The sequence below is a fragment of the Microvirga pudoricolor genome, from assembly GCF_016892705.1.
Taxonomy (GTDB): Bacteria; Pseudomonadota; Alphaproteobacteria; order Rhizobiales; family Beijerinckiaceae; genus Microvirga; species Microvirga pudoricolor.
This window is the reverse complement of record NZ_JAFEMB010000005.1, coordinates 42,668-68,314: the sequence shown is the minus strand read 5'-3', so window position 1 is coordinate 68,314 and position 25,647 is coordinate 42,668. Positions and strand designations below refer to the sequence as shown.

Here is a 25,647-nt window from a genome sequence, read left to right as displayed (position 1 = left end):
TCCGGAGTCCTTATTTATGCGGCATGGTCATTCGCGTCGGTCCCGGAGGGACATGAACAAGCTGGTGGCGGACAAGGTCTTGGACGCCCTGGGACCAGCACGATTTACCCTGACCCGATCTTTGGCGGAGATTCCAATCGGCGGGGATGAGTATCGCGCGATTGACCACCTCGTTCAGGAGATCGACGCTTTGGCGGAGGTATTGACCGGCGACCGGACCCACTTCCATCTGAAATCGCACGGGGTGCTCTCAGGTAAAGCCTGAGCACGGCGTAGACGAAGACCAGGACCATAATCCCGGCCAAGGTATAGATCGCTAGATCGCCTTGGGCGGTCGCATCGAACCACTGGGACTTGACGCTCAGGGAAGACTGGGAAGACATCGGGCAGACTCGTCCATTGAGAAAAACTCATGGTCGAATCAGTGCTTTCGGGGCGATTTCTTTATAAGCGGTTCGAAACGTTAACCTGTCAACATAGTCGGGTGCATCTAAACGCCGATTGAATCGATATTCTTCTGGACAGGCCTGGGGAGAAATAGCTAAGTCTTTGAAAAGCCAATGATTTGCCGACGCTGGGGAGACCGGGGAGAACTCGAACTGAATATTGCATCCCCATCACGACGATCCTTTCGAAGGTGCCCTCCATCACGTAGACGGAGGTAGCTTTTATTGCCCAGCTTGTAGATCAGCATGACCTCCCTCCCCTCGTGGTCTCGAACCCACTGGACCCGACCGTCGCTGTAATCGGTGTAACAGACTTTCATTCCCGTCCTTCCCAGAATAGCTTGAAGAGGGTGGCGTCAGCGTCGTCGCCGAAAACCAGGACAGCCGCCTGAACGATGCTCATTCGATCTGTACCAGTAGACCCTGGCATTCGCATGGCTACCTTATCGATGGTGACATCGCCCCTCGCATTCTCTGATATCCACGAAATGACTTCCCCCCCAACGGGGTAGTGAGGGGAGTGGAAATCTTTCGTCTGGAGAGACGGGTCTACCAAAACGAAGTTTCCATTGATGTGAGGATTGGCCTCCCGAAGTCGGTTAGGGTCGCGGAAGGTCTCGATGAGAGTTGCCGCTTCGGCAACTAAATCAGGTCTACCCGATCCAAGCTTCACATGCTTCCCGACGATCTCCTCGTAATCGAAGAAGTCCATTCCATTCGAATGGATCAGCGGATTAGCGACAGTGACGGTCAGAGGGTTGTCGGCGGCGGTCATCAATAATTACCGTCCCGAAGAACGATGGCCTGTGGCGTGGTCAAATCGATTTCCTGAAGGGTGAAAGGCTCTTTGTGCAAGCCGGATTTGGAAAGTTCAGCCGTCAACAACAGGCGAGCTTCATCTTCATCGGCGGCGATCACAACAGAGGCGACGCCTACCGACCAATACCCATCATGATCTGTACAGGTGAACGCTCTCATTCCGAAGCGTCCCCCGAAAGGTCGTCGTTCACATCGTCATTCAGAACGTCGATGAGGATGGCGGCGAAAGAGTTGGCGACAATCTCACCTTCGACCTTGAACCAAGGGTCCCCGCCTACGTCATCATAGACCCCGCTCACGTAGAACATCCCATCATCTTCTTCATACCGCTCGAAGGCCTTGCGGAGAGCTTCCGCCATCGTCTCCCGCGTCACAGGTCGGACTAAGAGACTCATGCCGCATCCTCGAAACTACGTTTTTGAGAGTCCAGGATGCTGCTGTCGTAGAACATCCGGAAGAGGGTCGCGTCATTGTCGCGGTAGAATATGAACCGGCCCCCCATGTCTCCCCTGACCGCGTACCAGTTCCCCGTTCGGACAATGGAGCCGTCAGTCTGGGGGATGTGGTAACCCTCCATCCCAAAGTTCTCTTCGCACCAACGGAGAGCATCCTTCAGAGCGTCCCGCTGGAGCGACGTGCGGATTTCGTAAAGTGTAATCGTCACTGTCTAAATCTCTTGTTCTTCGCGGCTTTAGCCCACGTCCACCCATCAGAGGTGCCGTCAGCGGTGTAATAAAGGTCTTCCCGATCTTCGGGGTAATGGATAAATCCTACCGCGTCCGCAGTAGGATTACGATCAACTTCGTCTGGGTGCATGAACTCCCAGACCCGATCATTCGCGTACCAGTTCTTTGTCGTGGGACGGGGGATCGGGTGAGGCTTGGGAGAAGCCTTGCGGCGTATCGGCCTCGGCTTCACGCTTCGACCCTCACACAGATCGCCTTGACCCTAACATGGGGCTTGCCGTGATCGCGCTTTACCCGATCCTGGTTACAGGAGAAACAAGCGGCGACGATGTTGCTGATGTGGTCCCTACCGCCATGAATGCGCGGGATGAGGTGGTCAGCGGTAAGAAGGTTCGGAGGGGTCTTCATCCCAGCTTGACGACACTCTTGGCGCGTCATCATCCTGGTGCCGCACCAATAGCAGAGACAGCCCTGTTTGACGAATGCACTTGCACGGAGGAAGTTGAGCTTCGTTGCCCAACGCGGACCATCCTTCACGAAGGTCGTCATTACTTGCCACCCTTCTTCAGGTTGGCAACGATCTTCGCGGCAAGCTCTTTCAAACGCTCTTTGTCGGGACCGAACCTTCGATCCTTATCGACGCCGACGTAAGAAATGTTCGTCCAGGTAATAACCCTTTTCCCGGAAGTCATACGCGACGACCCTCCAGAGCCTTGACGATAGCGTCGGCAAGCTTGTCCACGGACACCTTGTCGAAGGCGTACTGGGTGATGGTGTCACGGATGATGTCTCGGGTGGACGGTTCCTCGACGACCTCTTCCTGATCATCCGCGTCAACGACCTCACGAAGGACGAAGTGAACTTCAAGACGAGGTTGGTTGACAGGGGCGTAACCGATATGATCGGCCTCTCTCGATAGCATATCGACCATTGGCTCAGCGGCGGTTCGGATATGGGCGGCGGCTGAGCCGTCCTTGATCGATGCCATTGAACAGTCGATGGTCAAGGTTTGGGAGAAAACGGGAGGATTAGACATCACTTCGACCCCCCCTGAACGGTTTGGCACTGATCGACCGTCTTAGGGGGGTTCGGGAGAAATTTCGCGACAAGCCCCATTGAGCCAACGATAAATGCGAGAGCGGTGAACGAACCCAAGGTCGCGCTAAATGCTTTCCAGAACATCAGCCGCGCCCCTTTAGCTTTGCTATCAGCGTCGCCCAGAAGCTGGGCTTTGACGGAGGTGTATCGGCGGTGGGTTCAATCCTCCGCTCGGGATAGATGCCCAGTTCAGAACGGATCAGGCGTGACAGTTCGGAGCAAACAACACGCTCAGAGAATTCTTTCCGCAGAGCGTCGGCCTCAGCAGAGTCCGATAGCTCTCGCTGGGTAACTGCCCGCTCGACATCGTTTACGGCGTGCTGTGTCGCCGTAAGGTCCCTAACGACCTTCTCGATAAGCTGATCAAGGTCCAAATCCGGAGCGTAGGAATACCGGCTCTGGATAATGATCGGCCCATGCTTTCGGAGAGTGGCTTCGATAGACGAACGCGTCAGGTATGGGTTGCCCTTGATTTCGCTCGACGTTTCTTCCGTAACGAAAGCGTTCTCAGGGTTTGCTTTACTCTGCAAATCCGAAGCGTGGCTGTTGGTCGCCTCAGGCGTCTTGGTGGTGGTCTTGCGCTTAGCCATGCGTCGAGCCCTCCACTTCAGGTCCCTTCGGCTCAGCAACCAGCATGAACTGGGCGACCATCATCAACGTGTCGTCGTCCAAGCCTCCAGCGGCGATGTGGTCTTCGTGCATCTGCTCGAATGCCTGGGACAGCATCTCGGGAAGGTTGCCAGAAACGAGGTGGGAGGCTCTAGAGAGCTTGACGTTATGGGTGTAGGTGCGGACGGCTGGACCGTCGTCAGAAATATCGTGGTTCAAAAAAATGTCTCACTGAATGATTGAGTTTGAAAAAGTAAGTTTGAAGAGCACGGCCTGAGACGCGTCGTACAGCGTCACTCTCGGCCAAAGCCCTCGACGGCCAAACGCGTAGTCGAAGCCCTGGTCGTCCAAATATCGGAGAAGGTCTTCGGTGCGAACGGTTCGGACGATGAAAGAGAATGTGTCCATGAATGTATTTAGTATGAATGGAGTGTAATTAAGTACGCGGATATTGTCGAAATGAATCAACCGAAGGTCATTTTGAATTCGAGCGCGACTTTCTCGTCCTGGAAACCGATGATGATCAGACCGAAACGGTAAAAGAGCGTCGTCGTCTGCAATACACCTCGCTTGACCAACCACCATTTTATTTCGGGTGGGAAGCCTCCATCGTAATACGGGTTGAACCTCTTGCCCTCCCAGAGCGAACAATGAGTTGCGTCAACGACAATCGGGAAGCGGCCCAAGTAATGCCTGAACTCCTTCTCGGTTGCTGTTACAGCAGCCTGTTTCAGCCTCTCCAGGATTTCGTCGGTGTTCGCCATTAGAACCCCCAACGAAGTTTCATGGCGACAGCTTGGCTGTCAGTTTGGGGGTTGATATGGATGGTGTTGAGTTCTTCGCGCTCGTACGGGATATCCTCAGCGTCAAGGAAGTCGAGCACATCCTTGGTCATGACGATGTCGTTCTCCTGTTCAGACGGGTTGGGATGATAGCGAAGGAGAATGCCTCGCCCGTCGATGACATGAAGGAGGTATTGCGTATTGGTCATTGAAAATGGCTTTCGTTTAAATGGTCCGCGTATTTAGGCAGACCCCTTCGCCGAAATCGAAATTCAAATGCCCCTGAGCTATGCGTTTTGGGAATCCCAGGTATGACCGCCAAACGCCGTCACTTATTGAAATCGGCGATACCCCTATGAGTAAATACAGGCTCAACCAACCAAACCACGGAGCCAAATGCTCAGCACTACCCAAACCCAACCTTGCGTAAGTTACTTGCGCGAAGTGTTTAAGCCGTCGCACGGCGCGACAACACTCCACCAATCCAAAATCACATCCATGACCACATACGCTGACTTCAATGCATTCGTCAGCGACTTCTGGTCCCAAGCCGCCTACCCGCAAGCCCAGGAACACAAGTATCAATGCTATTCCTGGACCCCAACCCTGTTCGAAGAGAGCGAGTGGAAGCCAAAGTCAAAGCCCGATGCCGAACCGAAGCAAGGTTTGTGGAGGGTTGGCGAAGCATGTAGCGGCGTCGTGACGTTGGGTTACTTCGACCTCGACAACCACCAGGACGGACATCCAACCGTCACCTTCGACGACGTAAATCAAGTTTTGAGGGGTCTCGGCTTTAGCCACCTTCTCTACACGTCGTATTCACATCTGCGCAAAGATGGGCGGCACAAGGTCAGGATCGTCATCCCCCTGAGCCGCGATGTCGATTACGACACGATGTTCCTCCTGTTCGTCTGGTTCAACGACCTCTTCAACTACCAGCTTGACGGTTCGATCTATGACCCTGGCGACCACCTCTATGGTCCCTGCTTCGAAGGTGAACGGCGTGCGTGGCTGGAGGGTGCTGCCCTCGACGTTGACGCGATCCTGGGTCTCGTTGAGTCATTGCCTGACGAGGCTCTTGAATACGCCAAGCGTTCAGAAGCGACTGACAAGAGTACACGGGTACTCACCCCTGAAGAGCTTGCCACGTTGCGCCTCCAGATGGCGAGTATGGATGTCGCCTCAGGCGTTGGTCTCGACAATCCTAAGTACTGCAAGCCGTCATGGCTCGACGAACACGACACCCTCTATAAGGGCGGATCGCATCGTCAGACCCTGATGGGCACCCTTTCCCGTATCTGGCTATACTCGGGTACGTCCCTCACCTTCGGGGAGATGCGAAGCCTCCAGTTCGACCTGGACGGTCGCTGGGGGTATTACTGCCAGCGGACCTATGGGTCTGGTGCCCTCGCTGACGATTTGCGCTCAGTGATGTCCCTGACAGGCACCGCCTCCCCTCTCTCCGATACCCAACTTCGTGACTACCGCCTGGAACAGAAAATGAAGTTCCTCGCCTCTAAGCGTCGCGCCTAATACCCAAACCTATTTTTTGAAGACCTGATTTAATGCCTACTAATACGACAACCGATTTCATTGCCGCCCTCGACCTGTGGGACAACGTCACCGACCCCAAGCGCAAGATGACCGACCAGGAACTTGCTTTGGTGGTCAGCTATGCCGAAGGCGCTAAGGACGCCGAAGGCTATCAATGGCCACGGTTCCAGAAGCTTCTGATCAATCGTTGCGACTTCGATAAGGCGGATGCTGTGGCGACCGTGCGCGCCTCCAAGGTGAAAGCCGCCCTGGGACTCTATCCGTACACGGAGACTCAGTTCATCCCCGCCTATCTTGCTGCCTATGGCTACCGCATGACCTTCAACGAAGACTTCGTCCTGCCCAACGGCGTCACCCACGGGATGGCTCGGATGCTCGACGAACTCAAGATGTGGACGAATGCCTACGGCATCTTCAAGAACACCTATGACAGTGCCCTCCGGAGTTTTATCGAAGACGAACGCTTCCAGATCGCTCGTCGCGCCTTTGGGGAACTGAGATACGACGCCAACCTCGACCCTGGGCATACGGAGCTTCGGAAGTGGCTCTCACTGGTGCTCCGCCCTACGGGAGACGAGGAAGCCGACGCCCAGATGATGGAAGCCTCCGTCCTGGCGATGGTGAACTGGATTCATCGGGTGAAGAACCACATCGGAGCCTATGGGAATATCAAGGGCGTTGGCGGTGCCGCTAGGTGGTTTCATTACTCCCACATGATGCCGGTCTTCTATGGTGCCCAGGAGGATGGGAAGACTATGGCGGTTCGACACCTCCTGTCGAGCCTGGGGGACCTGTTCACGGGAGCGGGCTTCGAACTTCTCGAAGATAACTCGAAGCAGTATCGGTTGACTTATATGCCGGTCATGATGTTCGACGAACTCGCTGGGTTGAAGAACGCCAACGTCGAGAAGCTGAAGGGTATGATGACGGAAGAGCGTCGCGATATCCGCCAAATCTATCAGGCGGCATCCTCCAGGACCCTCGTGACATCCTTTATCGGGTGCACCAACGAAGACATCAACGGCCTGATCAAGGATAAGAGCGGTAACCGTCGATACTTCCAGATGATCACCCAGCCCATCGATGTCGGCGCTATGAAAGCTATCGACACCCTCAAAATTTGGAAGTCGGTGGATGAAGACGAGACCGTCGCGCCGATGATTGCCGACCGGTTGAAGCTGGAGGCCTTGCGCAAGTCCCAGTCTGACCAGCGCTTCAAGTCGAGCACGGAGGAATGGACGGAGGAATGCTCAACGATCCCCGCGAATGAGTGGGTCGGGGCAACCCGTCTCTTCACCGACAGCTTCTACCCATGGCTGGAGCGGTCGTATCCCTCTGAAACCAAGTTTGCGAACGTCAACAAGTTCAGTCGCGAACTGAAGCGTCTCACCCTCCAGAAGGGGTCTCTCGTCGAGCTTCGGACAAGCCGCAAGGAGGGCAATTCCTACCGAATTGCCCCCAACAACGTCATTTCAATTGCCACCGAACGCAAAATCAGGCTCCAGGACATGATCAAGAACAAGTCGGACGACCGGTAAACGGGCAAAATATGGGTGGCGACGGGGGATACGCCACCATTGCCACCCATATGCCTCTCGAAAAACCCTTATGAAATAAGGGTTTGAGGCAATAGTGGCAATTGTGGCAATTATTTCTAAAGAGTATAGAAATAAATGAGAGAAATAATATAAAGAGTTTGGTCAAAATTATCGCCACAATTGCCACTATTGCCCCCAAGGGGTCTGCCCCGCATATCACCCGTCGCCAAAGATATATTGCGGGAACGAAGCTAAATAGCTAAAGTAATCTTACAAAGTGGATGGCAAACCGAAAAGAGTTCAAGTATCGGCTGCCTGTTCATAATGGCTCCTCAAAGATTATGGTTGACGAAAAGCGCTGTTCCTCCCCGGACAGCGTTTTTTGTTTTGGGGTAGTGAAATCCGTGAAAACAGTGTAATTAATAAAATCCCTCAGGCTATTGACCAGAGCTTTTCGGCGTGCACACTCAGCTTAGTCAGTAAACGCTTTGCGGGGATTGCGGCCTCTAGCCAAGCGTTGCCGACTTAGAATGAGACTGACCTTAAGGTTGACCTTGTGAACTACTTAAGACGGTGGGTGAAAGCCCATCGTCTTTTTCTTTATATGAAAGACGTTACGTTGTATAAATACCTTCATGCCCATCATCTGCGGGATCGATCCCGGCCTATCTGGAGCGCTCTGCTTCATCGACACCTCAAAGAACCCACTAGACTTAATCGCGGTCTATGACATGCCGACGACGCCTTTCGGGACCAAGCAACGCGTCAATGGTGCCGAAGTGTGGGCGCTCCTGGTCGAACACGAAGCCGATGAAGTCTGGATCGAAAACGTCTGGTCGCGCCCTGGTGAAGGGGTCTCGTCGGCCTTCTCGTTTGGGGAGTCGTTCGCCTCCGTCCGAACCGCCGCTCAGATTACGGGAGCTAAAGTTAGTTTTGTGACGCCTGGAGTGTGGAAGGCAGACCTGAAGGTCCCAGCGTTGAAGGACGGTGCTAGAGAGGCGGCTAGGGTATGGTCACACTAAAGGCGTTCGCCGTGGGATGAAGATCACGAAGGCCCAAGCGGACGACTTCCTGTACCAGGACGTTGAAGACTCCGAAAAGGCTGTCAGCAGGATGGTCAAGGTTCCTCTGACCCAAGGTCAGTTCGACGCCCTTGTGTGCTTCGTCTTCAACCTCGGTGCTGGTGCGCTCCAGAAGTCCACGCTTCTCCGGAAGCTGAACCGCAAGGATTACGACGGCGCTTGTGCGGAATTTGATTTGTGGATCAACGCGGGTGGCAAGCCCTTGCTAGGTCTCAAGCGTCGCCGCGATGCCGAACAGGAACTCTGGAACGCGTATGACGACCAAGAGGTGTCTCCAAGTGTCGAAGTCGATGCTGTCAGCAGACCTTCCTTCATGGCCACACCCATGGGGAAAGGCGGCGCGGTTGGCCTGACGGGTGGTACAGCCATGGTACTCGATCAAGCGATTGAGCATGGTCCAGGCGTATTTGACCTCGCGAAGCAGTTCGTCATGTCCGGCCCAGGCGTCATCATCATCCTGATGGGCGTCGCCCTCGCGTGGCTGCTCTATTGCCAGTGGCGTGACCGCTGATGCCGGAATGGTTGTTGAAGCCCATCGTCCAATGGATCGTCGTTGGAATGTTGGGTTTACCCTCGACATCGAAGCCGATAACGAGAAGGCGGCTCTCGCTGGTGCCCAGCAGTGGTATTCGGTCAACGCCATGCCGAAGGAAGAGGCTGAAGCCCGCAAGACCCTTGCGGCGGCGGGTGGTGTCGGCAACCAGGGCGATGGCTCGTCTATCATGACCTTCGCGTCCGAAGCTCTCAACACGGGTATGCTCAACCTTCCCCGCAACCTCGACGCGGGGATCAAGGTCGCGCGTGGCTATCTCGGTACGGGTCCAGAAGTTAGTTTTGCCGACGCCTACGACCAGACAAAGAAGATCGACGAAGCCCGCGCGACCCTCAACCCGACTGCCTCGACGGCTGGTACTCTGACGGGTATCGCTGGACCTGTCGTCGCGTCCGTCCTGTCGGGTGGTGCGGCGACCCCTACCCTTCTCCCAGCGGCGGCGAAGCTCGGTGTCCGTATGGGTGCTGGAGCATTGACCGGCGCGGCTGCTGGTGCGGCGGATGAATACCTGGACCAGGGTCTGATTTCGAATAACCGCGACTGGGGCAAGGTCGGGACCTCGGCTGCCCTGAGCGGTCTTGTGGGTGGCGGTGCCGTGCCTGTCATGGACAAGGTCGCCGATGTTGGCGGGAAGCTCGTCAACCGTTTTACCAAGGCTCCGACCGGCGCTCCCCCGACCCTCTCTCCTGAGGATGCGGCGAAGCTCCAGGCTGCTGGGCTCGATCCCCGATCCTTTGGACCGGAGGCGGCGGCGGCGGTTGCTCGTAAGGGAGCCAATGACGCGACGGCTCGGGAGCTTCAGGCTCAGAAGTTCGGGATCGATTTGACGAAAGGTCAGGCGACCCAGGACTTCGGTGAAATGAGGTTTGAGAACCTTGCCGCCCAGGAGGGTTACGGCAAGACGGCCTTCAACCGGCTTTCGCCCTTCTTCGAGAAGCAGGAACAGCAGATCGGCGCGGCGAAGACCGCTATCGGTCAGCAGTTCGGTGGGAAGGTCGGACCTGATGGCGTCCCCGTTAATGCGGCGGACGACCCCTTGAACGCGGCTGGCAACATCATTGCGGATGTTCGTTCGAAGGCTGCTACGGCAAAGAACGAGTACAAGAACCTGTACGCCGACGCCCTGGGGCGTGAAGGCGAATTCCAGGGGACGGCGTTCCAGGGCCTGGGCGGGAACATCACCAAGTCGCTTCAGGGCGAAGTCGAAATCGACTCCATGCTGACCCCTGGTGCCTCCCGTGCCGTGAAGCTCTTGGACGAACTTCGCGCCCCGAAGGAGGGAGACGAAGTCATCGGCAACGTCAGCCTTCAGGAAGCCGAACAGATGCGTAAGCGTCTCAACGCGATCCGGTCGGCTGCTTCGAACAACCCTTCAGATCGTCGGGCGGTCACCGCCATCATCGAGAAGTTCGACAACCATCTTGAAGACTCGATGGCCAACCAGCTTTTCAGCGGCGATGAAGGGGCGTTGGATGCCCTCAAGAAGGCTCGTGCCTCGTTTGCAAAATATCAAAGTACCTTTAAGGCAAACCGCTCCGCCCCTGACGCCGACGCCTCCCGTTGGATGCAACGCATTGTTGAAACCGATGTCACCGCAAAGGAAGTTTCGGACGCTCTGTTCGGCCTCTCCAAGATCGGCGAGAAGGGCGTCTCTCAACGACTAGCTGTCCGCCTCCAGAACACCATGGGGAAGGACTCGGACGCCTGGAAGGGTGTCCGTCAAGGCATCTGGCAAAAGATCGTTTCGAAGCCGGAAGGAAAAGACGATTGGGGTCCCCAGGCTATGTCGGAGCGTATTTCCTCTTTCCTGTCGGAAGGCTCAGCCCTTGCCCGTGTCACCTTCTCGCCTGACGAACAGAAGGTCATGAGAGAGTTCGCCTCTGTCCTGAAGACCGTCCGTGGTCCCAAGATCGGCGGCAAGACTGCTAACCCGAACAGCGATACAGCGGCGGCAATGGGTGGGATGCTCTCCCGTGTCATGGGCAAATACGACGCCATCTTCGGAACGCTTGGCCTGTTGGCTGACGGAGCGACGGGCGGTCTTGGGGGTATCATCCTGTCAAAGGTCATCGGCGCGGCTGGGTCGGCGGGTAAGAACGCTTATCAGGGGCGTCGTGCGGCTCAGGCGGTTCAGGGTGCTCCGACCGTTGTTGGGCCTCGTGCGACCATTAATCCAGGGATCGCGGCGGCTCCGCTTGCGGCGGCTGGAGGCGGTCTCTTGGGGGACGACTTCGGGTTTTAACGCCTGAGTTAATTTCTACCGTAATGAGTCTGGTGACCAACTGAAATCCGCCCTAGCCCTTAGCTCGCGGCGGTTTTTAGATGAAAGCTTTTTACGATGTCAGAGACGGATTTTCCTCCGATCCAAACCCTTCCCATGACCCTTTTGGTTCGGGATAACATGGCCATCATCCTGTCCCCAGCGGTGAAGGTCCGTGGTCCGACCGATAGTGGGGGTGCCCTGTATCAGGGTTCTGGGATCGCTCCGAACGGAGATGTCTATAAGCTCTCCTGGTTGCGGCATCGGGATGGCTCGAAGGCGGGGGCGCGTCATCACGAATGGAACTCTCCGGGGTCCGTCGTGAAGGTCACGGAAGACGCTTTGCAGACTGACGAAGCGGCTTAAACGATTAAAGGCTGGGATCGCTCCCAGCCTTTTCCATTAGAAGAAGGTCAGCTTGAACAGAGTATGTTGCTCAAGCGTTTTCGGCGCAACGATGTGGCCATTCGTCCGAAATGAGTAATAGGGCACGTCGTTTTTATCGCACCACGGAATGACTGACTCCGACTCTGCTATAACTGAGCACATTTTACGCATATATTGACCTCGCGGAGCCGGAATAATTTCGCTCCCTCTTGGATACTCCAATAGCACGTACACCAGTTCTGAAGGATCGGTCATAGTCCGGCCCGATGGAAGCTCTTCACCCACATCGCGCAAATGCCCGACCGGACGATGTCGCCAAGGTCGAACTCGATGATGGGGACTGGGAGGCAGTCCTTCTTGATCAGATGGATAGCCGTAGCCAACCCCGACGACTCTTTGATGTCCTTCTGACCCAGGTCACCGTCCAAGACGACTTTGCAATCGTCGCCGATACGGCTGAGGAACAACTTGATTTCATCGACCGTACAGTTCTGAGACTCCGACAGAAGGACGAAGGCGTCCTTGAAGGTTCGGCCTCGCATCGTCTCGAAAGGAACGACCTCGATATCGCCGTTCTTCATGGCGATATCGAATGCCCCTGCCCCGATCCGCTCTTTGATGGCCTCGGTCATGCCCAGGACCCACGGTGCGGTTTTCTCTTCAATCGTCCCTGGGAGGAATCCATATGACCGTCCGGCTGGAGCATTGGGCTTCGTCAGGATGATCTTGCGGATTTTCCGCTGACGGTATTGGTCAGCGGCGAAGGTGGCGGCGATGAAGGTCTTACCGGTTCCCGCAACCCCTAGGGCGATGACTTGGTCTGACGCCTCTAGCGCCTCCAGGTAGTCGGCTTGCTTCTCAGTCAGCGGACGGATTGGAGGGAGCTTCCGTTCAGTGGCGTCAAACTTCGTTTTGACGCTGAAGGCTTCTTTCGAGCCTCGTGCTTTGCGTTTGGCCATTCAGCCTTTCAAATTGGATTGGGATTATTCGTCGCCAGCGGGCACGTTGATCATCTGCTGGGTGACACGCTGGACCTCAGACGGATGAATTCGATAGAGCCGACCGACGCGGCTGTAAGCGATCTGACCTTCCTTGATCATCGTGTAGACGTGGCGGAGGGTGATACCCAGGAAGTCGGCGACCTCCTGTGGCTTCAAGAGGCGGTGGACGCCAGAAGTGTTGTTTTGTGTGGTCATGGTACTTCTATTTATACCACGACACGCAATTTTATAACGAGTTTTTCGTCTCGGCCTGACGTTAGTCTTTGCCTGTCCAATAAGCTCCGAAGCGCGCAAGCATCCCACCCTTTTGGAAGGCGTCGCGGCAAACTTCGTTGCGCTCTTCGGGTGTCATCGTCTGAAGGCGCTTTTCCCAGTGAGCCTGGAGAGCCCTACCCTCGTACACGGTCGAAGCCTCAAGGCCTGTCGCCCCTCGTACGACATCAGCGGCGGTGACCAGCCCCAGGCGGTCACAAGCCAACTGAACGAAGGTGGCTTCCCCCTGCTGGACCGGCTGAGCCATAGCGGGCGACGTTGCAAGGAAAGTCAGCAACATCAAAGACTTGGGGCATTTCATCGGGATAACCCTTTGTAGTGTCTTTCGTATAATAGCGTTTCTTCAGGTGGAATACCACCGTCGTCTGAGCGACGTCGAGTTCCTCCGAGATCTGATCCAGGCGCTTACCGTCGATGAGCATCAGCGCCACGCGGGTCTCAGACGGGGTCAGATTGTAGAGGCGCACGAGGGTGTCCCCGGAGACTTTCGTGCGCTGGTCGGTGTCGATGATCAGGAGCACGATGGCGTCCGGGGGCTCTTCCGACGAGAACCGCTGGCCCGGGATGAGCACGAGGTACGGTCGCCCCCCGGACAGACGCGGGAAGGAGACCATCTCGTCGAGGAACTCCTCCTGGAAGGCGCGGGCGATGTTGTCGTGAAGCCTGTTGTTGAGCTTCGGCACCGATCCCCTGAGCTTGCCGAGGACCACGCTCAGGCCGTCGTCCTCGCCCAGGATCCGCTCGGCCTCCTTGTTCATGAGCTTCACGTTTCCGCCTTCGTCGACCACGGTGACGCCCACAAGGAAGCGGTCGAACGCGAAGGTGGCCTTGTAGAGAGCCTCCATGGCCCGCCCGCGTGAGGATTTCAGCACCTCCTCCCACGCTTCCTCGGCGCGCTGCACGGCGCCGGTGCGCACGCGACTCACCTGTTCCAGGCGCGTCGCGACGGTGGCCAGAAGGATGTCGTAATCGATGGGCTTGACGAGGTAGTCGTCGGCCCCGGCCTGCTTGCCGACGAGGACGTCGTTGCGATCCGCGAGAGCGGTCAGGAAGATGAACGGCACGTCCAACAGGTGCGATCTCTCCCGCATCGTCTTCAGAACGTCGTAACCTCCGAGGCCCGGCATGGTGATGTCGCACAGCACGAGGTCGGGGCGCTGGTTCTCCAACAGATCGATGGCCTCCCGGCCGTTTCCGGCTTGGAGCACCTCGTAGTCCGCCGCAATCAACTCCTCGGCGATATCCGTGCGCAGGTCCTCCTCGTCTTCGATGCAGAGGATCGTCATCTGGTTGTTCATGCGGTGCCCCTCTAGGCGGCCTGTGACGCCTGCCCGGCGTTCTCTATCGGCAATGCGAAGGTGAAGATGGATCCAATTCCCTCGTGGCTTTGAACCTCGATCGAACTGTCATGTAATTGCATGATCTTTTGCGCAAAATTCAAGCCGATTCCAGTGCCGGCGATCCCGGAGGCGGTTCGTGCGCGGTAAAAGCGGTCGAAAATCTTGGACAGCTCGTCCGCCGGGATGCCGATTCCCGTATCGCGCACCGAGCAGAAGGCCTGGCCGGCATCGACCCAGACCTTGACCTCGACCAGGGGATTCTCGCCGGAGTACTTCACGGCGTTCGACAGGAGGTTGATGACCACCTGCTCGATCAGGATCGTATCGCACCGGGTCTGGATCGGCATCAGCGGAGCGTCGAAGCGGATGTCCGCGTGGGGTGTCATCTCCCTCTGACGTTCGCAGAGGTCCCCGATCATAGCGCTGAGGTTGCAGGAGGACGGATTGACTTCGAGTCGGCCCGCATCGAGCTTGGCGGCGTTCAGCACGCTCTCCACAAGGCGTGTGAGCCGGTTCGTGGCATTGCGCATCCGCTGGACTCGTGTCGCAAGCTCGTCCTGCGTCAGGGCCTGCCCCCGCCTCAACAGCCTCTGGGCGCCGGAATCGAGGATCGCCAGCGGCGTCCGGAACTGGTGGGAGACCATGGACACGAAGCTGCGATAGGCCATGGTGGTCTCGCGCTCTCGCTCAAGGGCCGATTGCAAGGCGGTGGCGGCCTGCTTGTAGGCGGTGATGTCCGTCAGGCGCACGAAGATGGTGCCGCTATCGGCCCAGGTCACGGAGAGATGCGCCCAGGCATCCTTCTTGATCATGAGATCGACGGCAATATCCTCGAACACGCTGTCCGCCGCCAGGAGCCGGGTATCCGCCCCCTCGCACATGGCAAAGCATTGGAGAAAGACCGGCAGGGTCATTTCCTGCCGGCACCAGATCGAAACCGGCTCGACGGCGCGAATCCGCTCGTTGGCGAACAGAAGCCGTCCCGTGGAATCGAAGGCAGCGAAGCCTTCCGGCGCCGTCTCGATGGCCGCGATGAGGCGGCGCTCCGCCTGGCGCAGGGCCGCGGTCCGCTGCTGGACCTGAATCTCCAGGTTGAAGGCCTGCTGCTCGCTCTGGCGGCGGGCCAGCCAGTGCTCGGTGACATCGCGGACGAAGGCGATGCCGAGGCGGCGTTCGGCGATGTTCAACGGAAAGCAGTTGATCTCGAGGCACCGCTCGCGTCCGGTCTCGGTAAGCCCGGCATCCTCGAAGACGGAGCTCGTCCCGCTTGTCGCCCGGATCAGGGTCGATGCGACATTGTCCTTGGCGAAGATCGGGATGACCTCCCGCATGCCATTTCCCACCACGTCGGCCGACCGGATCCCCAGGAGCGTTTCCATCCCGGGATTCCAGAGCAGGCAGTTCAGCCATTCGTCGAAGATAACGATGCCCTGGTTGCTGATGTTGTTGATGACGAGATCCGACAGCTCCTGCTCCTGACGCAGAAGGCGTTGGGCATTCGAGGTCTCGCGGATCCCCCTGAACACGCGAAAGAACAGGATCGAGGACGTGATGAAGATGCCGATGATCGCCGCGAGCACCTCGAAGATGAGCCGCAGGTAGGTGCTGCGTTCCGCGCTCCCCCGGGCTTCCGCCTGCTCCGTCACCTGCAGCGAGACGAGCTGAAGCAGGTTGGCGAAGCTGCGCGCCTCGGCCTCCAGGCGAGACGCCTGTTCCGGCGCGATTCCCTGTTGGAGCACTGCGCGGAGGTCGCCGAGCCGGTCGCGCATGGCCTCCAAGGCCCCTAGGCGGCCGGTTTCGGAAATGAGCTCCGCCTGCCTCCGCTCCAGCAGAAGATCGACTTTGGGGAGCGCATTCTCGAGCCGCCCGAGGGGGGAGCGATCCGGGCTGTCGGGACGCTGGGCTTCGCCGCGTCGAGTTTCAGCCGCGCCTTTCAGGCTGTCGGCCAGCAGGGACATGTCGAGCTGGGCCTGGGAAATCGCCCAGATCTCCGCGTACGATTCCTTCGCCGGCAGAGTGTGCTCGACCTGCAGGAGGCGCACGGACGCGAAAGCCAGCCCGGCGATAAGGCTGCCGATCGTGAGAACGAAAATGATGGTCGATTTCGAAGGCAGAGCGTTCTTCATTGCCGCGTAACGCCACAATGGCCGGAGAGCGACCGCCGGGGCCCGGCAGACGGACGCCGCAGCGAGCCGAGCACAAACCTATAACAATGACTGCCGGACCCTGGGGCGCGCATCGACGGCACCTGACTCGAAATTGGAAATGAAACTTTATCAAGCCCGCCAAAAGTAATCAAATTACTTTTGAACGGTGGCGCATTGTGGAATGAACGCCAACGTAACTTCTGATAAGCATCGCAGCTTCCTCTCGGAAACCTCTGAGAAACAACAAAGGTTTTTCAGAGTTTTATCCGATACGAAATTTTTCGGATCCGAAACGAAAATGCAGGACCGCAAGTTATGATTGCACCTCCGCAATAAGTTCTGCGCCTTCGACCGGACTTTCAGCTTGGGAAACCCAACCGTTCGGTGGGGTGGCGTTGATCGCTGAAACGTGTGCGGCTCCGCACCGGCCCTGCCCCAGCTCCCCTTTTGCCCTGCAAGGCGATCACGCTATAAAGGAAAGTGTTCTTGCGGCCGGGCCCCGATTGCTACCTTGCCGCCCATGAGGAGTCGGAAATGCGAAACTTGATCCTGGCGCTGTCGGGTGTCTGCGTGCTCGCCACCACGGTTCCGGCGAGTGCCGGACCCGTCGCCCGCCCGCCGGTTACGCCCAATCTCGAGCAGGCCTATCCGGGCGAGAGCTACAGCCAATATTACTATCGTCGCGGCTATGGTTACTATGGCCCAGGCTATTACGGTCCTCGGCCGTACTATTACCGCCGCGACAACGGAAGCGCCGTGGCAGCCGGTGTCGCGGGGCTAGCGGCCGGCGCGCTGATTGCGGGAGCGATCGCCAATCAGGCCCAGGCCCAGCCGGCGGCTCCACCTCCTCCTGGGACTGTCAGCCCCTCGGTCGCAGCCTATTGCGCCAGGAAATACCGTTCCTATGACCCTGCCTCGGGCACGTACCTATCGACCAACGGGATGCGTTACGTCTGCACCTATCCGTGAGTCACGTCTGAGGTGGGAATCCCCAGCGAAAGGTCCTGCCATCACCCGTTGGCGGGACCTTTTTTTCGTCTCATGGTCCGTCTCAGCGGGATCCTGAACCGCGGTTCTTGGCCCCACGGGTCGTCGGCTGGCATTCGCCATCGATTCGCTGTTCGCCGGCCATGCATTCACGCGTCGACGGCGTGGACTGGGCCGATGCCGGCGCCGCCATAACGACCGCGAGCAGACCGGCCAACCGGATGGAAGCCCAAGAAAACATTATCGATCCCCTTCGGTTCAATCCCATACTGACGCTTCAAAGGCCGGTTGGTTTCGCTATTCGAGAACCGGAGATGCCATCCGTTGGAGCCCGCCGCCAGGATAATAATCAAACCTTTACCTTTGAGGAGCATGATTCTTTCGCCTGGATGTTGCAGGGACGACCGGCGGAGAACGACGATGAAGAGCCAAGCGGCCGAGCAGCAAAGCCTCACCATGGAGGAGCGCCTGGAGAAAGCCTTGGGAGTGCTCGCCTTCGTTGTGGCGGAGCACGGTGACAAGCATTTGCCCCTCTTTCAGATGATCGAAGGCCAGCTGACGGATATCCGCGTGCGCCGCAAGGCCCAGGCAAGACGGCGCGATCTCGCCAAGGCGATCGGACAGCTCGCCCAAGCCTGATCAAGCTCCCGGGAGCAGAATCGCCACGAGAATCAGGATCACGCCCGCCAAAGAGACGAGCCACACGAGCGAGCGCACGTAGGGAACACCGAGCGCGTAAAGCGGCAGGTAGATGACCCGTGCCCAGAAATACATCATAGCACCCCACCAGGTGAGGATGCCCGTCCGGTTAGCCACATGCGCGATGAGCAGCGCGGCGGCAAAGAGCGGCAAGGTTTCGAAGAGATTCTTCTGGGCCCGCATCAGCCGCCCCGTGACGACGCCGATCGGTGGGCCGTCCGTGTCCCGCGCGCTGGCGTTGTAGGCCACTCCTGTTTCTCCCGTGCGCAGCATCGCCGGTAGTAAGACGTGCACAAGCGCCAGCACGAGGCTCCATCCCAGCAAAGTCAGTTCGGTGGTCATCGCCGTTCCCCAAGCTCAGCCGTAGTGATTATGGGGCGGCGAGAAGGGTTTCGACAGTGTGTCGATGCGATTGGCGAGGCCCGGCCGGGGGTTGATACCGGATCCGGCCACGGTCGGAGCGAGAAGATTTCAATAGTCCGCTCGACGCCCCCGAACATCCGCTGCCCCATCAAAGTCACTGATGAGAGTCGTTGACTTCCAGTCGCCGCTGCAGCTCGGTGCTAGTTCAGCGCATGCAGTGCATCTCCCAGGATTGAAACGACCGTATCGATCTCCCTTCTTTCAATGATGAGGGGCGGCGACAAAGCAATAATGTCACCTGTGACGCGGACCAGCAGGCCCTTTTGCAAGCAGTCGATGAAAGCATCGTAAGCGCGGGTCCCCGGCGCTCCCTCTCGCGAAGCAAGCTCAACGGCTCCGACGAGCCCCAGATTGCGGATGTCGATAACATGAGGCAGGCCTTTCAACGAATGCAAGGCCTCTTGCCAGGCATCAGCGAGTTCGGCGGCACGAGTCAGAAGGCCTTCCTCAGCATAGATATCCATCGTGGCCAACCCAGCGGCGCACGCCACAGGATGACCGGAGTACGTATAACCATGAAATAGCTCAATCGCGTTGTCTGGGCCGGTCATCAGGCCATCATGGATCGTGCGGCTGGCGAAGACAGCGCCCATGGGAATAGCCCCGTTGGTGAGACCCTTCGCGGTCGTCATCATGTCCGGAACAACCCCGAAATAGTCGGCAGCGAAAGGTGTGCCGAGACGCCCGAAGCCGGTGATGACCTCATCGAAGATGAGCAGGATCCCATACTTGTCCGCTGTCGCGCGCAGCTTCTCGAGATAACCTTTCGGCGGCAGGATGACGCCGGCTGATCCTGACATCGGCTCAACGATCACCGCCGCAATGGTTTCCGCTCCATGGAGTTGGACCAGCCGCTCCAGATCCTCTGCAAGCTCCACCCCATGCAGCGGCAGACCCTTGGAAAAGGCGTTCCGATCGATATCCAACGTGTGGCGCATATGGTCGGCAGGGATTTGAGGAAAGACACGTCTATTGTTGACGAGACCACCTACCGAGATTCCGCCGAAGCCAACCCCATGATAGCCCTTCTCTCGTCCAATAATGCGGGTACGCGTGCCCTGTCCGATCGCTCGTTGATAAGCGATAGCGATCTTGAGCGCCGTATCGACGGATTCCGAGCCGGATCCGGTGAAAAAGATGCGGTCCAACCGGCCCTCGCTATGCCCCGGCGCGTGCTCCGCCAGCCGTGCGGCGAAATCGAAAGCGGCCGGATGCCCCATCTGGAAGGATGGAGCGTAGTCCAGTGTTGCAAGCTGCCGCTCCACTGCTTGGGTTATAGTTCGGCGGCCGTGCCCCGCATTGCAGCACCAAAGCCCCGCTGTCCCGTCGAGGACCTGATTTCCGTTGATGTCCGTGTAGTACATGCCATTCGCGCTAGCGAGCAGGCGCGGTGATGCTTTGAACTGACGGTTTGCGGTGAATGGCATCCAGAAATTCTGTAGGGGAAGAGCATTCGTTCTGGGCGCGTGGTCCATAGGGGCCTCCATCGGGTCGACGTCAGATTGACGCTATCACGCGATCGGACAAGTCCTTTTCTTTGCTCGGTTAAGCTCTTGAAAATAAACGTCGACGCATTCAGTATTTGATCTATTCTGGACAACATCAAAGGATGCAGATGTCGATCGACATTGGAAATCGGCTCCGCGCTGTGCGGATCGCGAGCAACCTGTCTCAGCGGGCCCTGTCGAAGCGAACCGGTGTCCCGAACTCAACCATCTCACTGATCGAGTCGAATGCATCCAACCCTTCAGTTGGGGCCCTCAAGAGAATATTGGATGGGATCCCCATCGGACTCGCGGAGTTTTTCGCATTCGAACCGGAGCGACCGAAGAAAGCGTTCTATGCAGCGGAAGATCTAGTAGAGATCGGTAAAGGCTCCATCTCATACCGTCAGGTCGGCGAGAGCCTGCTCGGCCGAAGCATCCAACTGCTGCGGGAATGTTATCAACCGGGCGCAGACACAGGGCGGGTTCCACTTGTGCACGACGGAGAAGAAGGGGGCATCGTGCTCGCCGGACGCCTGGAAGTTACCGTTGATGATGAGCGCCGTATTCTGGGACCGGGCGACGCCTACTATTTCGACAGCAGGCGCCCCCATCGCTTTCGGTGTATCGGCCCAGTCCCATGTGAAGTTGTGAGCGCCTGCACGCCGCCCTCGTTTTGATACCGATGATGCGACCTGGTGCCGAAGCCGCTTGTGTCATTCTCCGAGTAGAGCCGAATTGTGATCAACAGGCGCGACCGAATTTTACGGGCGAACGAAGCCGTCGCGATGCCATCGCCGCGTCGACGAGCTTTCGTCTAAGCGGTAAAATCGATGATCTGCCTTATAGCTTGCCCCGTGGCCAATCGGTCGAAGGCCTCGTTTATCTCATCAAGACGAATCCTGTGCGTCACGAGCTTCTCGACGGGAAGTTTGCCGCGTCTGTGCAGACCGAGGAAGCGATTGATGTCGCGCGAAGGGACCCCGGAACCTAGATAACTACCGCGGATGGACCTCTCTTCTGCAACCAAGGTCAACGGTGAAATGTTGAGCGTCGCTTGCGGATTAGGGAGACCGGCCGTGATTGTCGTCCCGCCACGACGCGTCATTGCGAACGCCCCTTCCAGAGCGCGTGCGGACCCGGCGAACTCGAGCGCCGCGTCGACCCCGCCCGACGTCAAGTCCCTGACCTTGGCGGTGACTTCAGGGTCGGTGGCGTTAAAGCAGTGCGTCGCTCCAAGTTCTTCGGCGAGCTCAAGCTTCGAGTCCAGCGTGTCAACCGCGATGATCGTTTCCGCTCCGGCCGCCGATGCACCCAGGATCGCGGCCAGTCCTACACCACCGAGACCCACCACGGCCGTCGTGCCTCCCGGTTGGACCGCACCGAGGTTGAAAACGGCACCTGCTCCGGTCAAGATCGCGCAACCCATGAGCGCCGCGATATCCAGCCCGACATCTGAGTCGATTTTAACGAGACTGCGCCGTGACATCACGCAGTGGGTGGCGTAACTCGACACGCCCGTCATGTGATACACAGGCTCACCTCGTCTGGACAGACGAGTACCGCCGCCGAGGAGCTCGCCTATGCCATTGGACGCCGCCCCGGGTTCGCAGAGCGCTGGTCGTCCCGCCTGACACGGTCCGCAATGCCCGCATGACGGAACGAAGACGAAGACGACATGGTCGCCTTGTTTCAGGTCGTCGACGCCTGGACCGACATCCTCCACGATCCCTGAACCCTCATGCCCTAGAACCATCGGCGTCGGACGAGACCGGTCGCCATTGATGACCGAGAGGTCGGAATGACACAGGCCGGCTGCGGCGGTCCGCACTAGGACTTCTCCTGCGAGCGGTGGGGCGAGATCGATCTCCTCGACCGTCAAGGGACAGGTTTGAACGTACGGCCCAGCGCGGCCAATTTCTTCAAGCACAGCGGCTCGTATTTTCATCGTCTTTGAACTCCGGAGACGGATGTTGTTTCGTTCGCCCGTGATGGATCCGGCAGGGCTCTAAGGATGCCACCTAGAATTAGGATGACCTTTGGATAAATGATCGAGTACCGCAGGAAACCTGGGTTTTCGGACTGACATTATCAATTCTTCTTATAAGCAGGCGCCATTACATCAGTTATAAGATTCCTTAATGGCGAAGCAGGAAACGGTGCGTTTCTTGAGCGGATGACGTGTCGTAGTCTGGACTGAACAGCCACGAACGAGCGTGGCGCGGGAATTATTTCGGGAGAACTCGGTGTCCAGATCGTTATCCGTCGCCAAAGGCGTCCTTGCTGCCATTGCGCTGTTCGCTTCATCCACGTTCACCGTCGCGAAGGACTATCCGACAAAACCCATCAAGATCCTCGTCCCCTACACAGCGGGCGGCATGTCCGACATTCTGACACGGGTTATCGCGGAGTCGCTCAAACAGCAGCTTGGTCAGCCTGTCCTCGTGGAGAATAAGCCCGGCGCCGCGACGACGCTCGCAGCTGCATCGTTAGTGAGCGCCCCTGCGGATGGGTATACCATCATGCTCGGTAGTTCGAGTTCGACGGCCATCTCACCGTTGCTGATGAAAAACCTAAACTACACGCCTTCCGATCTCGTTCCTGTCGCCATGATCGGCAAAGTTCCCTACGTGTTGGTTGCATCGAAGAACTTTGCTCCGAACACGGTCAAGGAATTGATCGACTACGCGAAGGCACACCCGGGTGAGGTCAATTTTGCAACCCATGGCAAGGGGGCTGCAGCACATCTCACGGGAGAGGTGTTTCGCATGAAGACCGGCATCGACATCCGACCGGTTCACTATCCCGGAAGTGCTCAAGGAACGCTTGATATGATCGGTGGCCGCGTTCAGCTGATGTTCGACGGCGCTGCGACTGGACTCGCCAATTCGAAATCTGGCCAGATCAAGGCCATTTCGATGGGAAGCGACAAACGCGTACCGAGCGCACCGGAGCTACCGACTTGGAAAGAAGACGGCGTCGACTTCAGTGCATATACTTGGTACGCCCTTTTCGTGAAGAAGGGGACCCCGCAGGACGTTATAGAGAAGCTTCATAACGCTGTGATGGTCGCGCTGAAAAGCCCTGCTTATGTCGAGCGCATGAAAGCCGGCGAAGGCGAAGTCGGAACGCTGACACTTGATGAAATCCCTCCATTCGTAGCGCAGGATGCGGCAGTCTGGACAGATGCGGTCAAGGCGCTGAATCTCGAAGCTCAGTAACGTTTAGATTGGCGCTGCTCTGCCTGAGCCGTTCATTCGGCTCGGGCAGCTTTGGTCACGGAGGCCAATTTTGACCCGATCGCTCAATCGCCAAATTGTATCCGGTCTGATGTTCACCTGCATCGGACTGTTCGGATTCTGGCTATCGCGGGACTACGACTTCGGCAAGGCCGATGATATGGGGCCCGGTTACTTCCCCACAGTCCTGAGTGCGGGATTGGCGATATTGGGGCTGGTTGGCGTCATCCGCGGCCTAAGTGGAGGAGAAGCCTTCGAGAGCTTCAACCCGCGCCCTGCCCCTTTTATCCTCGGATCCATCGTGCTTTTCGCGCTGACTGTGGAGATGCTTGGCTTTCCGGCATCCGCGTTTGTCAGCACTCTAGTCGCAGGTTTTGGTAGTCCGGACGTTAGGTGGCGCAGCCTTGTCATCCTTGCTGCCGGGCTCGCGGTCATCTCAACGCTTGTCTTTGTCTACGCTCTCGGGCTGCCTTTTATCGTCTTCCCGAGCTGAAACTCTAAACGCCTTTTCAAAAACACTCGAGATCCGTCGATGAACCTGCTTGACAATCTCACCTTGGGCATGAGCGTCGCCCTGACGTTTCAGAATGTTTTCTTCTGCTTTGTCGGGGTCGTCGTTGGCACCTTGGTCGGTGTCCTGCCGGGATTGGGTCCGGCCGCGACGATGGCAATGCTGCTGCCGCTCACTTTCTATCTAACACCCGTCTCTTCCATGATCATGCTTGCCGGAATCTATTATGGCGCGCAGTACGGCGGATCGACAACTGCGATCCTGATGCGGCTTCCCGGCGAGGCTTCTTCGGTCGTGACCTGCATCGACGGCCACGCGATGGCCTTGAAAGGACGCGCTGGCGCCGCCCTCGCAATCGCGGCACTCGGCTCTTTGTTTGCAGGCAGCGTCGCCACACTGCTTATTGCCGTAGCCAGTCCTGCCCTCGCGGGTATCGCCTTGCGCTTTGGCGCGCCCGAGAATTTTGCCTTGATGGCCTTCGGACTGGTTGGAGCCATTGTCCTCGCTCAAGGTTCTTTGCTGAACGCGGTGTCGATGGTCGTGCTCGGATTGATGTTGGGTATCGTCGGGACAGACGTCCAATCCGGACAGCAGCGTTTCACTCTTGGCTTACCCCAACTCTTCGACGGCATCGCGTTCGTACCTCTCGCCATGGGCCTCTTCGGCATATCCGACATCCTGTCGAACTTGGATCATCGCGATCGCAAGGAGACTCCGATTAAGGTCGGAAGTCTGATGCCGACGAAAGACGAGCTGCGATCCGCAGCAATGCCCGCAGTGCGCGGGACGTTGGTCGGCTCGATACTCGGCGTTCTGCCCGGGGGTGGAGCTCTTCTCAGCTCTTTCGCATCCTACGCGCTCGAAAAAAAGCTGGCAAAGGACCCATCGCGTTTCGGGCAGGGAGCCATCGAGGGCGTGTCTGGCCCGGAGTCCGCCAACAATGCAGGCGCGCAGACGTCGTTCATTCCAATGCTCACCCTCGGCATTCCTTCCAACGTCGTCATGGCCATGATCGTTGGAGCTTTGCTAATCCAGGGGATCGTCCCTGGTCCGATGATCATTACCCAGCAGCCAGAACTGTTCTGGGGTCTCATTGCGTCCATGTGGATAGGCAACCTTATGCTGGTTGTTATCAACCTGCCTCTTGTGGGCGTATGGGTCACTATGCTGCGCATTCCATACCGGCTTTTGTTTCCATCCGTGCTGTTGTTCTGCATGATTGGGGCCTATTCCCTCTCAAACTCGACATTCGACATCAAGATGATGGGGCTCTTCGGCGCGGTTGGTTACTTGTTTCACAAACTGAACTGCGAAGCGGCCCCACTGCTTCTTGGGGTCATTCTCGGCCCCATGATGGAAGAAAATCTTCGTCGGGCACTGGTACTGTCGCGGGGCGACTACTTGGTTTTTATCGAGCAGCCGATCAGCCTGGGTTTGTTGTTGGCTGCACTCGCTCTATTGGTCCTGGTCGCAGTGCCGAGCTTCAAGAGTCGCCGCAAGGAAGTGTTTAGTGAAGCCTGACGGATCATAGCCGCAGTCCATGACACGACATTGCCGGAGACGCCGCAACCCTGGCTCGCACAGCAGCAGTCCAGTCGCTTTACGCCCGCCTTTTCAATGTCGCAGAGAATATCAAAGACAAGGGTATGAGAAATCCTGATGCCGTAACTACCGATGAGAACTTTCAATAGACGCTGTACTGCGGTCAAATGACTTATGACCGCCTCGT

At 57.6% G+C, this 25,647-nt stretch carries 30 protein-coding genes; 12 read left to right on the top strand and 18 right to left on the bottom strand.

Annotation, left to right across the window (positions count from 1 at the left end; all coding sequences use genetic code 11):
- Positions 1-52: 52 nt before the first annotated feature.
- Positions 53-265 carry a hypothetical protein gene (locus ILT42_RS16345; protein WP_204216767.1) on the top strand — a complete coding sequence of 71 codons (213 nt, stop codon included), beginning with the start codon at positions 53-55 and terminating at the stop codon, positions 263-265.
- Positions 266-762: 497 nt separating this feature from the next.
- Here the strand turns inward: ILT42_RS16345 and ILT42_RS16340 are convergent, their stop codons facing one another.
- From ILT42_RS16340 to ILT42_RS16295, 10 genes are all read right to left on the bottom strand, one after another.
- Positions 763-1,221 carry a hypothetical protein gene (locus tag ILT42_RS16340; RefSeq protein ID WP_204216758.1) on the bottom strand — a complete coding sequence of 153 codons (459 nt, stop codon included), beginning with the start codon at positions 1,219-1,221 and terminating at the stop codon, positions 763-765.
- Positions 1,221-1,424 (bottom strand): hypothetical protein, encoded by a 204-nt coding sequence (locus ILT42_RS16335; RefSeq protein ID WP_204216756.1) that lies wholly within the window; start codon positions 1,422-1,424, stop codon positions 1,221-1,223. The genes ILT42_RS16340 and ILT42_RS16335 overlap by 1 nt, the downstream gene beginning before the upstream one ends.
- Positions 1,421-1,624: a hypothetical protein gene (locus ILT42_RS16330; protein ID WP_204216754.1), complete on the bottom strand. Its 204-nt coding sequence runs from the start codon at positions 1,622-1,624 to the stop codon at positions 1,421-1,423. The genes ILT42_RS16335 and ILT42_RS16330 overlap by 4 nt, the downstream gene beginning before the upstream one ends.
- Before the next feature lie 32 nt (positions 1,625-1,656).
- The gene (locus ILT42_RS16325) at positions 1,657-1,929 is read right to left on the bottom strand and encodes a hypothetical protein (protein ID WP_204216752.1); all 273 of its coding nucleotides are present in this window, start codon (positions 1,927-1,929) and stop codon (positions 1,657-1,659) included.
- A 250-nt stretch (positions 1,930-2,179) separates the two neighbouring features.
- Positions 2,180-2,389, bottom strand: coding sequence for an HNH endonuclease (locus ILT42_RS23300; protein ID WP_407664610.1), 210 nt, complete (start codon positions 2,387-2,389; stop codon positions 2,180-2,182).
- A gap of 250 nt (positions 2,390-2,639) precedes the next feature.
- The gene (locus ILT42_RS16315) at positions 2,640-2,939 is read right to left on the bottom strand and encodes a hypothetical protein (protein ID WP_204216741.1); all 300 of its coding nucleotides are present in this window, start codon (positions 2,937-2,939) and stop codon (positions 2,640-2,642) included.
- 193 nt (positions 2,940-3,132) lie between these two features.
- Entirely contained in the window at positions 3,133-3,639 is a 507-nt protein-coding gene (locus ILT42_RS16310) for a hypothetical protein (protein ID WP_204216740.1), read from the bottom strand.
- Positions 3,632-3,877 (bottom strand): hypothetical protein, encoded by a 246-nt coding sequence (locus tag ILT42_RS16305; protein WP_204216738.1) that lies wholly within the window; start codon positions 3,875-3,877, stop codon positions 3,632-3,634. The genes ILT42_RS16310 and ILT42_RS16305 overlap by 8 nt, the downstream gene beginning before the upstream one ends.
- Positions 3,878-4,122: 245 nt before the next feature.
- A complete protein-coding gene (locus ILT42_RS16300) occupies positions 4,123-4,422 on the bottom strand; it encodes a hypothetical protein (RefSeq protein ID WP_204216736.1) in 300 nt (99 codons plus the stop codon).
- On the bottom strand, positions 4,422-4,649 hold the full coding sequence (locus ILT42_RS16295; RefSeq protein WP_204216734.1) for a hypothetical protein: 228 nt from the start codon (positions 4,647-4,649) through the stop codon (positions 4,422-4,424). The genes ILT42_RS16300 and ILT42_RS16295 overlap by 1 nt, the downstream gene beginning before the upstream one ends.
- 289 nt (positions 4,650-4,938) lie before the next feature.
- Between ILT42_RS16295 and ILT42_RS16290 the strand changes: the two genes are divergently transcribed.
- The 5 genes from ILT42_RS16290 to ILT42_RS16270 all read left to right on the top strand — a co-directional run bounded on the left by ILT42_RS16290 (position 4,939) and on the right by ILT42_RS16270 (position 11,409).
- A complete protein-coding gene (locus ILT42_RS16290) occupies positions 4,939-5,973 on the top strand; it encodes a hypothetical protein (protein WP_204216732.1) in 1,035 nt (344 codons plus the stop codon).
- Between the two features lie 32 nt (positions 5,974-6,005).
- Positions 6,006-7,532, top strand: a complete 1,527-nt coding sequence (locus tag ILT42_RS16285; protein WP_204216730.1) for a VapE domain-containing protein — start codon at positions 6,006-6,008, stop codon at positions 7,530-7,532.
- Positions 7,533-8,167: 635 nt separating this feature from the next.
- Complete coding sequence (locus ILT42_RS16280) at positions 8,168-8,554, top strand: RuvC family protein (protein ID WP_204216729.1); 387 nt, start codon at positions 8,168-8,170, stop codon at positions 8,552-8,554.
- Positions 8,555-8,570: 16 nt separating this feature from the next.
- Positions 8,571-9,125 (top strand): lysozyme, encoded by a 555-nt coding sequence (locus ILT42_RS16275; protein WP_204216727.1) that lies wholly within the window; start codon positions 8,571-8,573, stop codon positions 9,123-9,125.
- Positions 9,126-9,132: 7 nt separating this feature from the next.
- The gene (locus tag ILT42_RS16270) at positions 9,133-11,409 is read left to right on the top strand and encodes a hypothetical protein (RefSeq protein WP_204216726.1); all 2,277 of its coding nucleotides are present in this window, start codon (positions 9,133-9,135) and stop codon (positions 11,407-11,409) included.
- A gap of 656 nt (positions 11,410-12,065) precedes the next feature.
- On the opposite strand, the gene ILT42_RS16265 is transcribed toward ILT42_RS16270, so the two are convergent.
- The 4 genes from ILT42_RS16265 to ILT42_RS16250 all read right to left on the bottom strand — a co-directional run bounded on the left by ILT42_RS16265 (position 12,066) and on the right by ILT42_RS16250 (position 16,554).
- Entirely contained in the window at positions 12,066-12,773 is a 708-nt protein-coding gene (locus tag ILT42_RS16265) for a PhoH family protein (RefSeq protein WP_204216724.1), read from the bottom strand.
- A 24-nt stretch (positions 12,774-12,797) separates the two neighbouring features.
- A complete protein-coding gene (locus tag ILT42_RS16260) occupies positions 12,798-13,010 on the bottom strand; it encodes a helix-turn-helix domain-containing protein (RefSeq protein ID WP_204216722.1) in 213 nt (70 codons plus the stop codon).
- Positions 13,011-13,282: 272 nt separating this feature from the next.
- Positions 13,283-14,386, bottom strand: coding sequence for a helix-turn-helix transcriptional regulator (locus ILT42_RS16255; protein WP_204216720.1), 1,104 nt, complete (start codon positions 14,384-14,386; stop codon positions 13,283-13,285).
- 11 nt (positions 14,387-14,397) lie between these two features.
- Positions 14,398-16,554 carry a sensor histidine kinase gene (locus ILT42_RS16250; RefSeq protein WP_204216719.1) on the bottom strand — a complete coding sequence of 719 codons (2,157 nt, stop codon included), beginning with the start codon at positions 16,552-16,554 and terminating at the stop codon, positions 14,398-14,400.
- A gap of 555 nt (positions 16,555-17,109) precedes the next feature.
- On the opposite strand from ILT42_RS16250, the gene ILT42_RS16245 reads away from it, so the two are divergent.
- Positions 17,110-17,544 carry a BA14K family protein gene (locus ILT42_RS16245; RefSeq protein WP_204216718.1) on the top strand — a complete coding sequence of 145 codons (435 nt, stop codon included), beginning with the start codon at positions 17,110-17,112 and terminating at the stop codon, positions 17,542-17,544.
- A gap of 167 nt (positions 17,545-17,711) precedes the next feature.
- On the opposite strand, the gene ILT42_RS16240 is transcribed toward ILT42_RS16245, so the two are convergent.
- The gene (locus ILT42_RS16240; RefSeq protein ID WP_204216716.1) at positions 17,712-17,936 is read right to left on the bottom strand and encodes a hypothetical protein; all 225 of its coding nucleotides are present in this window, start codon (positions 17,934-17,936) and stop codon (positions 17,712-17,714) included.
- 46 nt (positions 17,937-17,982) lie between these two features.
- Between ILT42_RS16240 and ILT42_RS16235 the strand changes: the two genes are divergently transcribed.
- A complete protein-coding gene (locus ILT42_RS16235; protein ID WP_204216714.1) occupies positions 17,983-18,201 on the top strand; it encodes a hypothetical protein in 219 nt (72 codons plus the stop codon).
- On the opposite strand, the gene ILT42_RS16230 is transcribed toward ILT42_RS16235, so the two are convergent.
- Together ILT42_RS16230 and ILT42_RS16225 are read right to left on the bottom strand one after the other, a co-directional pair.
- Entirely contained in the window at positions 18,202-18,603 is a 402-nt protein-coding gene (locus ILT42_RS16230) for an MAPEG family protein (RefSeq protein WP_204216712.1), read from the bottom strand.
- Between the two features lie 221 nt (positions 18,604-18,824).
- Positions 18,825-20,159: an aspartate aminotransferase family protein gene (locus ILT42_RS16225; RefSeq protein WP_204216711.1), complete on the bottom strand. Its 1,335-nt coding sequence runs from the start codon at positions 20,157-20,159 to the stop codon at positions 18,825-18,827.
- Between the two features lie 140 nt (positions 20,160-20,299).
- On the opposite strand from ILT42_RS16225, the gene ILT42_RS16220 reads away from it, so the two are divergent.
- Positions 20,300-20,848 (top strand): cupin domain-containing protein, encoded by a 549-nt coding sequence (locus tag ILT42_RS16220; RefSeq protein WP_204216709.1) that lies wholly within the window; start codon positions 20,300-20,302, stop codon positions 20,846-20,848.
- Between the two features lie 137 nt (positions 20,849-20,985).
- Here ILT42_RS16220 and ILT42_RS16215 read toward each other — a convergent pair whose 3' ends face one another.
- The gene (locus tag ILT42_RS16215) at positions 20,986-22,116 is read right to left on the bottom strand and encodes a zinc-dependent alcohol dehydrogenase family protein (protein ID WP_204216707.1); all 1,131 of its coding nucleotides are present in this window, start codon (positions 22,114-22,116) and stop codon (positions 20,986-20,988) included.
- A gap of 298 nt (positions 22,117-22,414) precedes the next feature.
- Here ILT42_RS16215 and ILT42_RS16210 point away from each other — a divergent pair, with 298 nt between their 5' ends.
- The 3 genes from ILT42_RS16210 (at position 22,415) to ILT42_RS16200 (ending at position 25,439) form a co-directional block, all read left to right on the top strand.
- Positions 22,415-23,389, top strand: a complete 975-nt coding sequence (locus ILT42_RS16210; RefSeq protein ID WP_204216706.1) for a Bug family tripartite tricarboxylate transporter substrate binding protein — start codon at positions 22,415-22,417, stop codon at positions 23,387-23,389.
- Positions 23,390-23,459: 70 nt separating this feature from the next.
- Positions 23,460-23,900 carry a tripartite tricarboxylate transporter TctB family protein gene (locus ILT42_RS16205; RefSeq protein WP_204216704.1) on the top strand — a complete coding sequence of 147 codons (441 nt, stop codon included), beginning with the start codon at positions 23,460-23,462 and terminating at the stop codon, positions 23,898-23,900.
- 39 nt (positions 23,901-23,939) lie between these two features.
- A complete protein-coding gene (locus ILT42_RS16200; protein ID WP_204216696.1) occupies positions 23,940-25,439 on the top strand; it encodes a tripartite tricarboxylate transporter permease in 1,500 nt (499 codons plus the stop codon).
- Positions 25,440-25,647 lie beyond the last annotated feature (208 nt).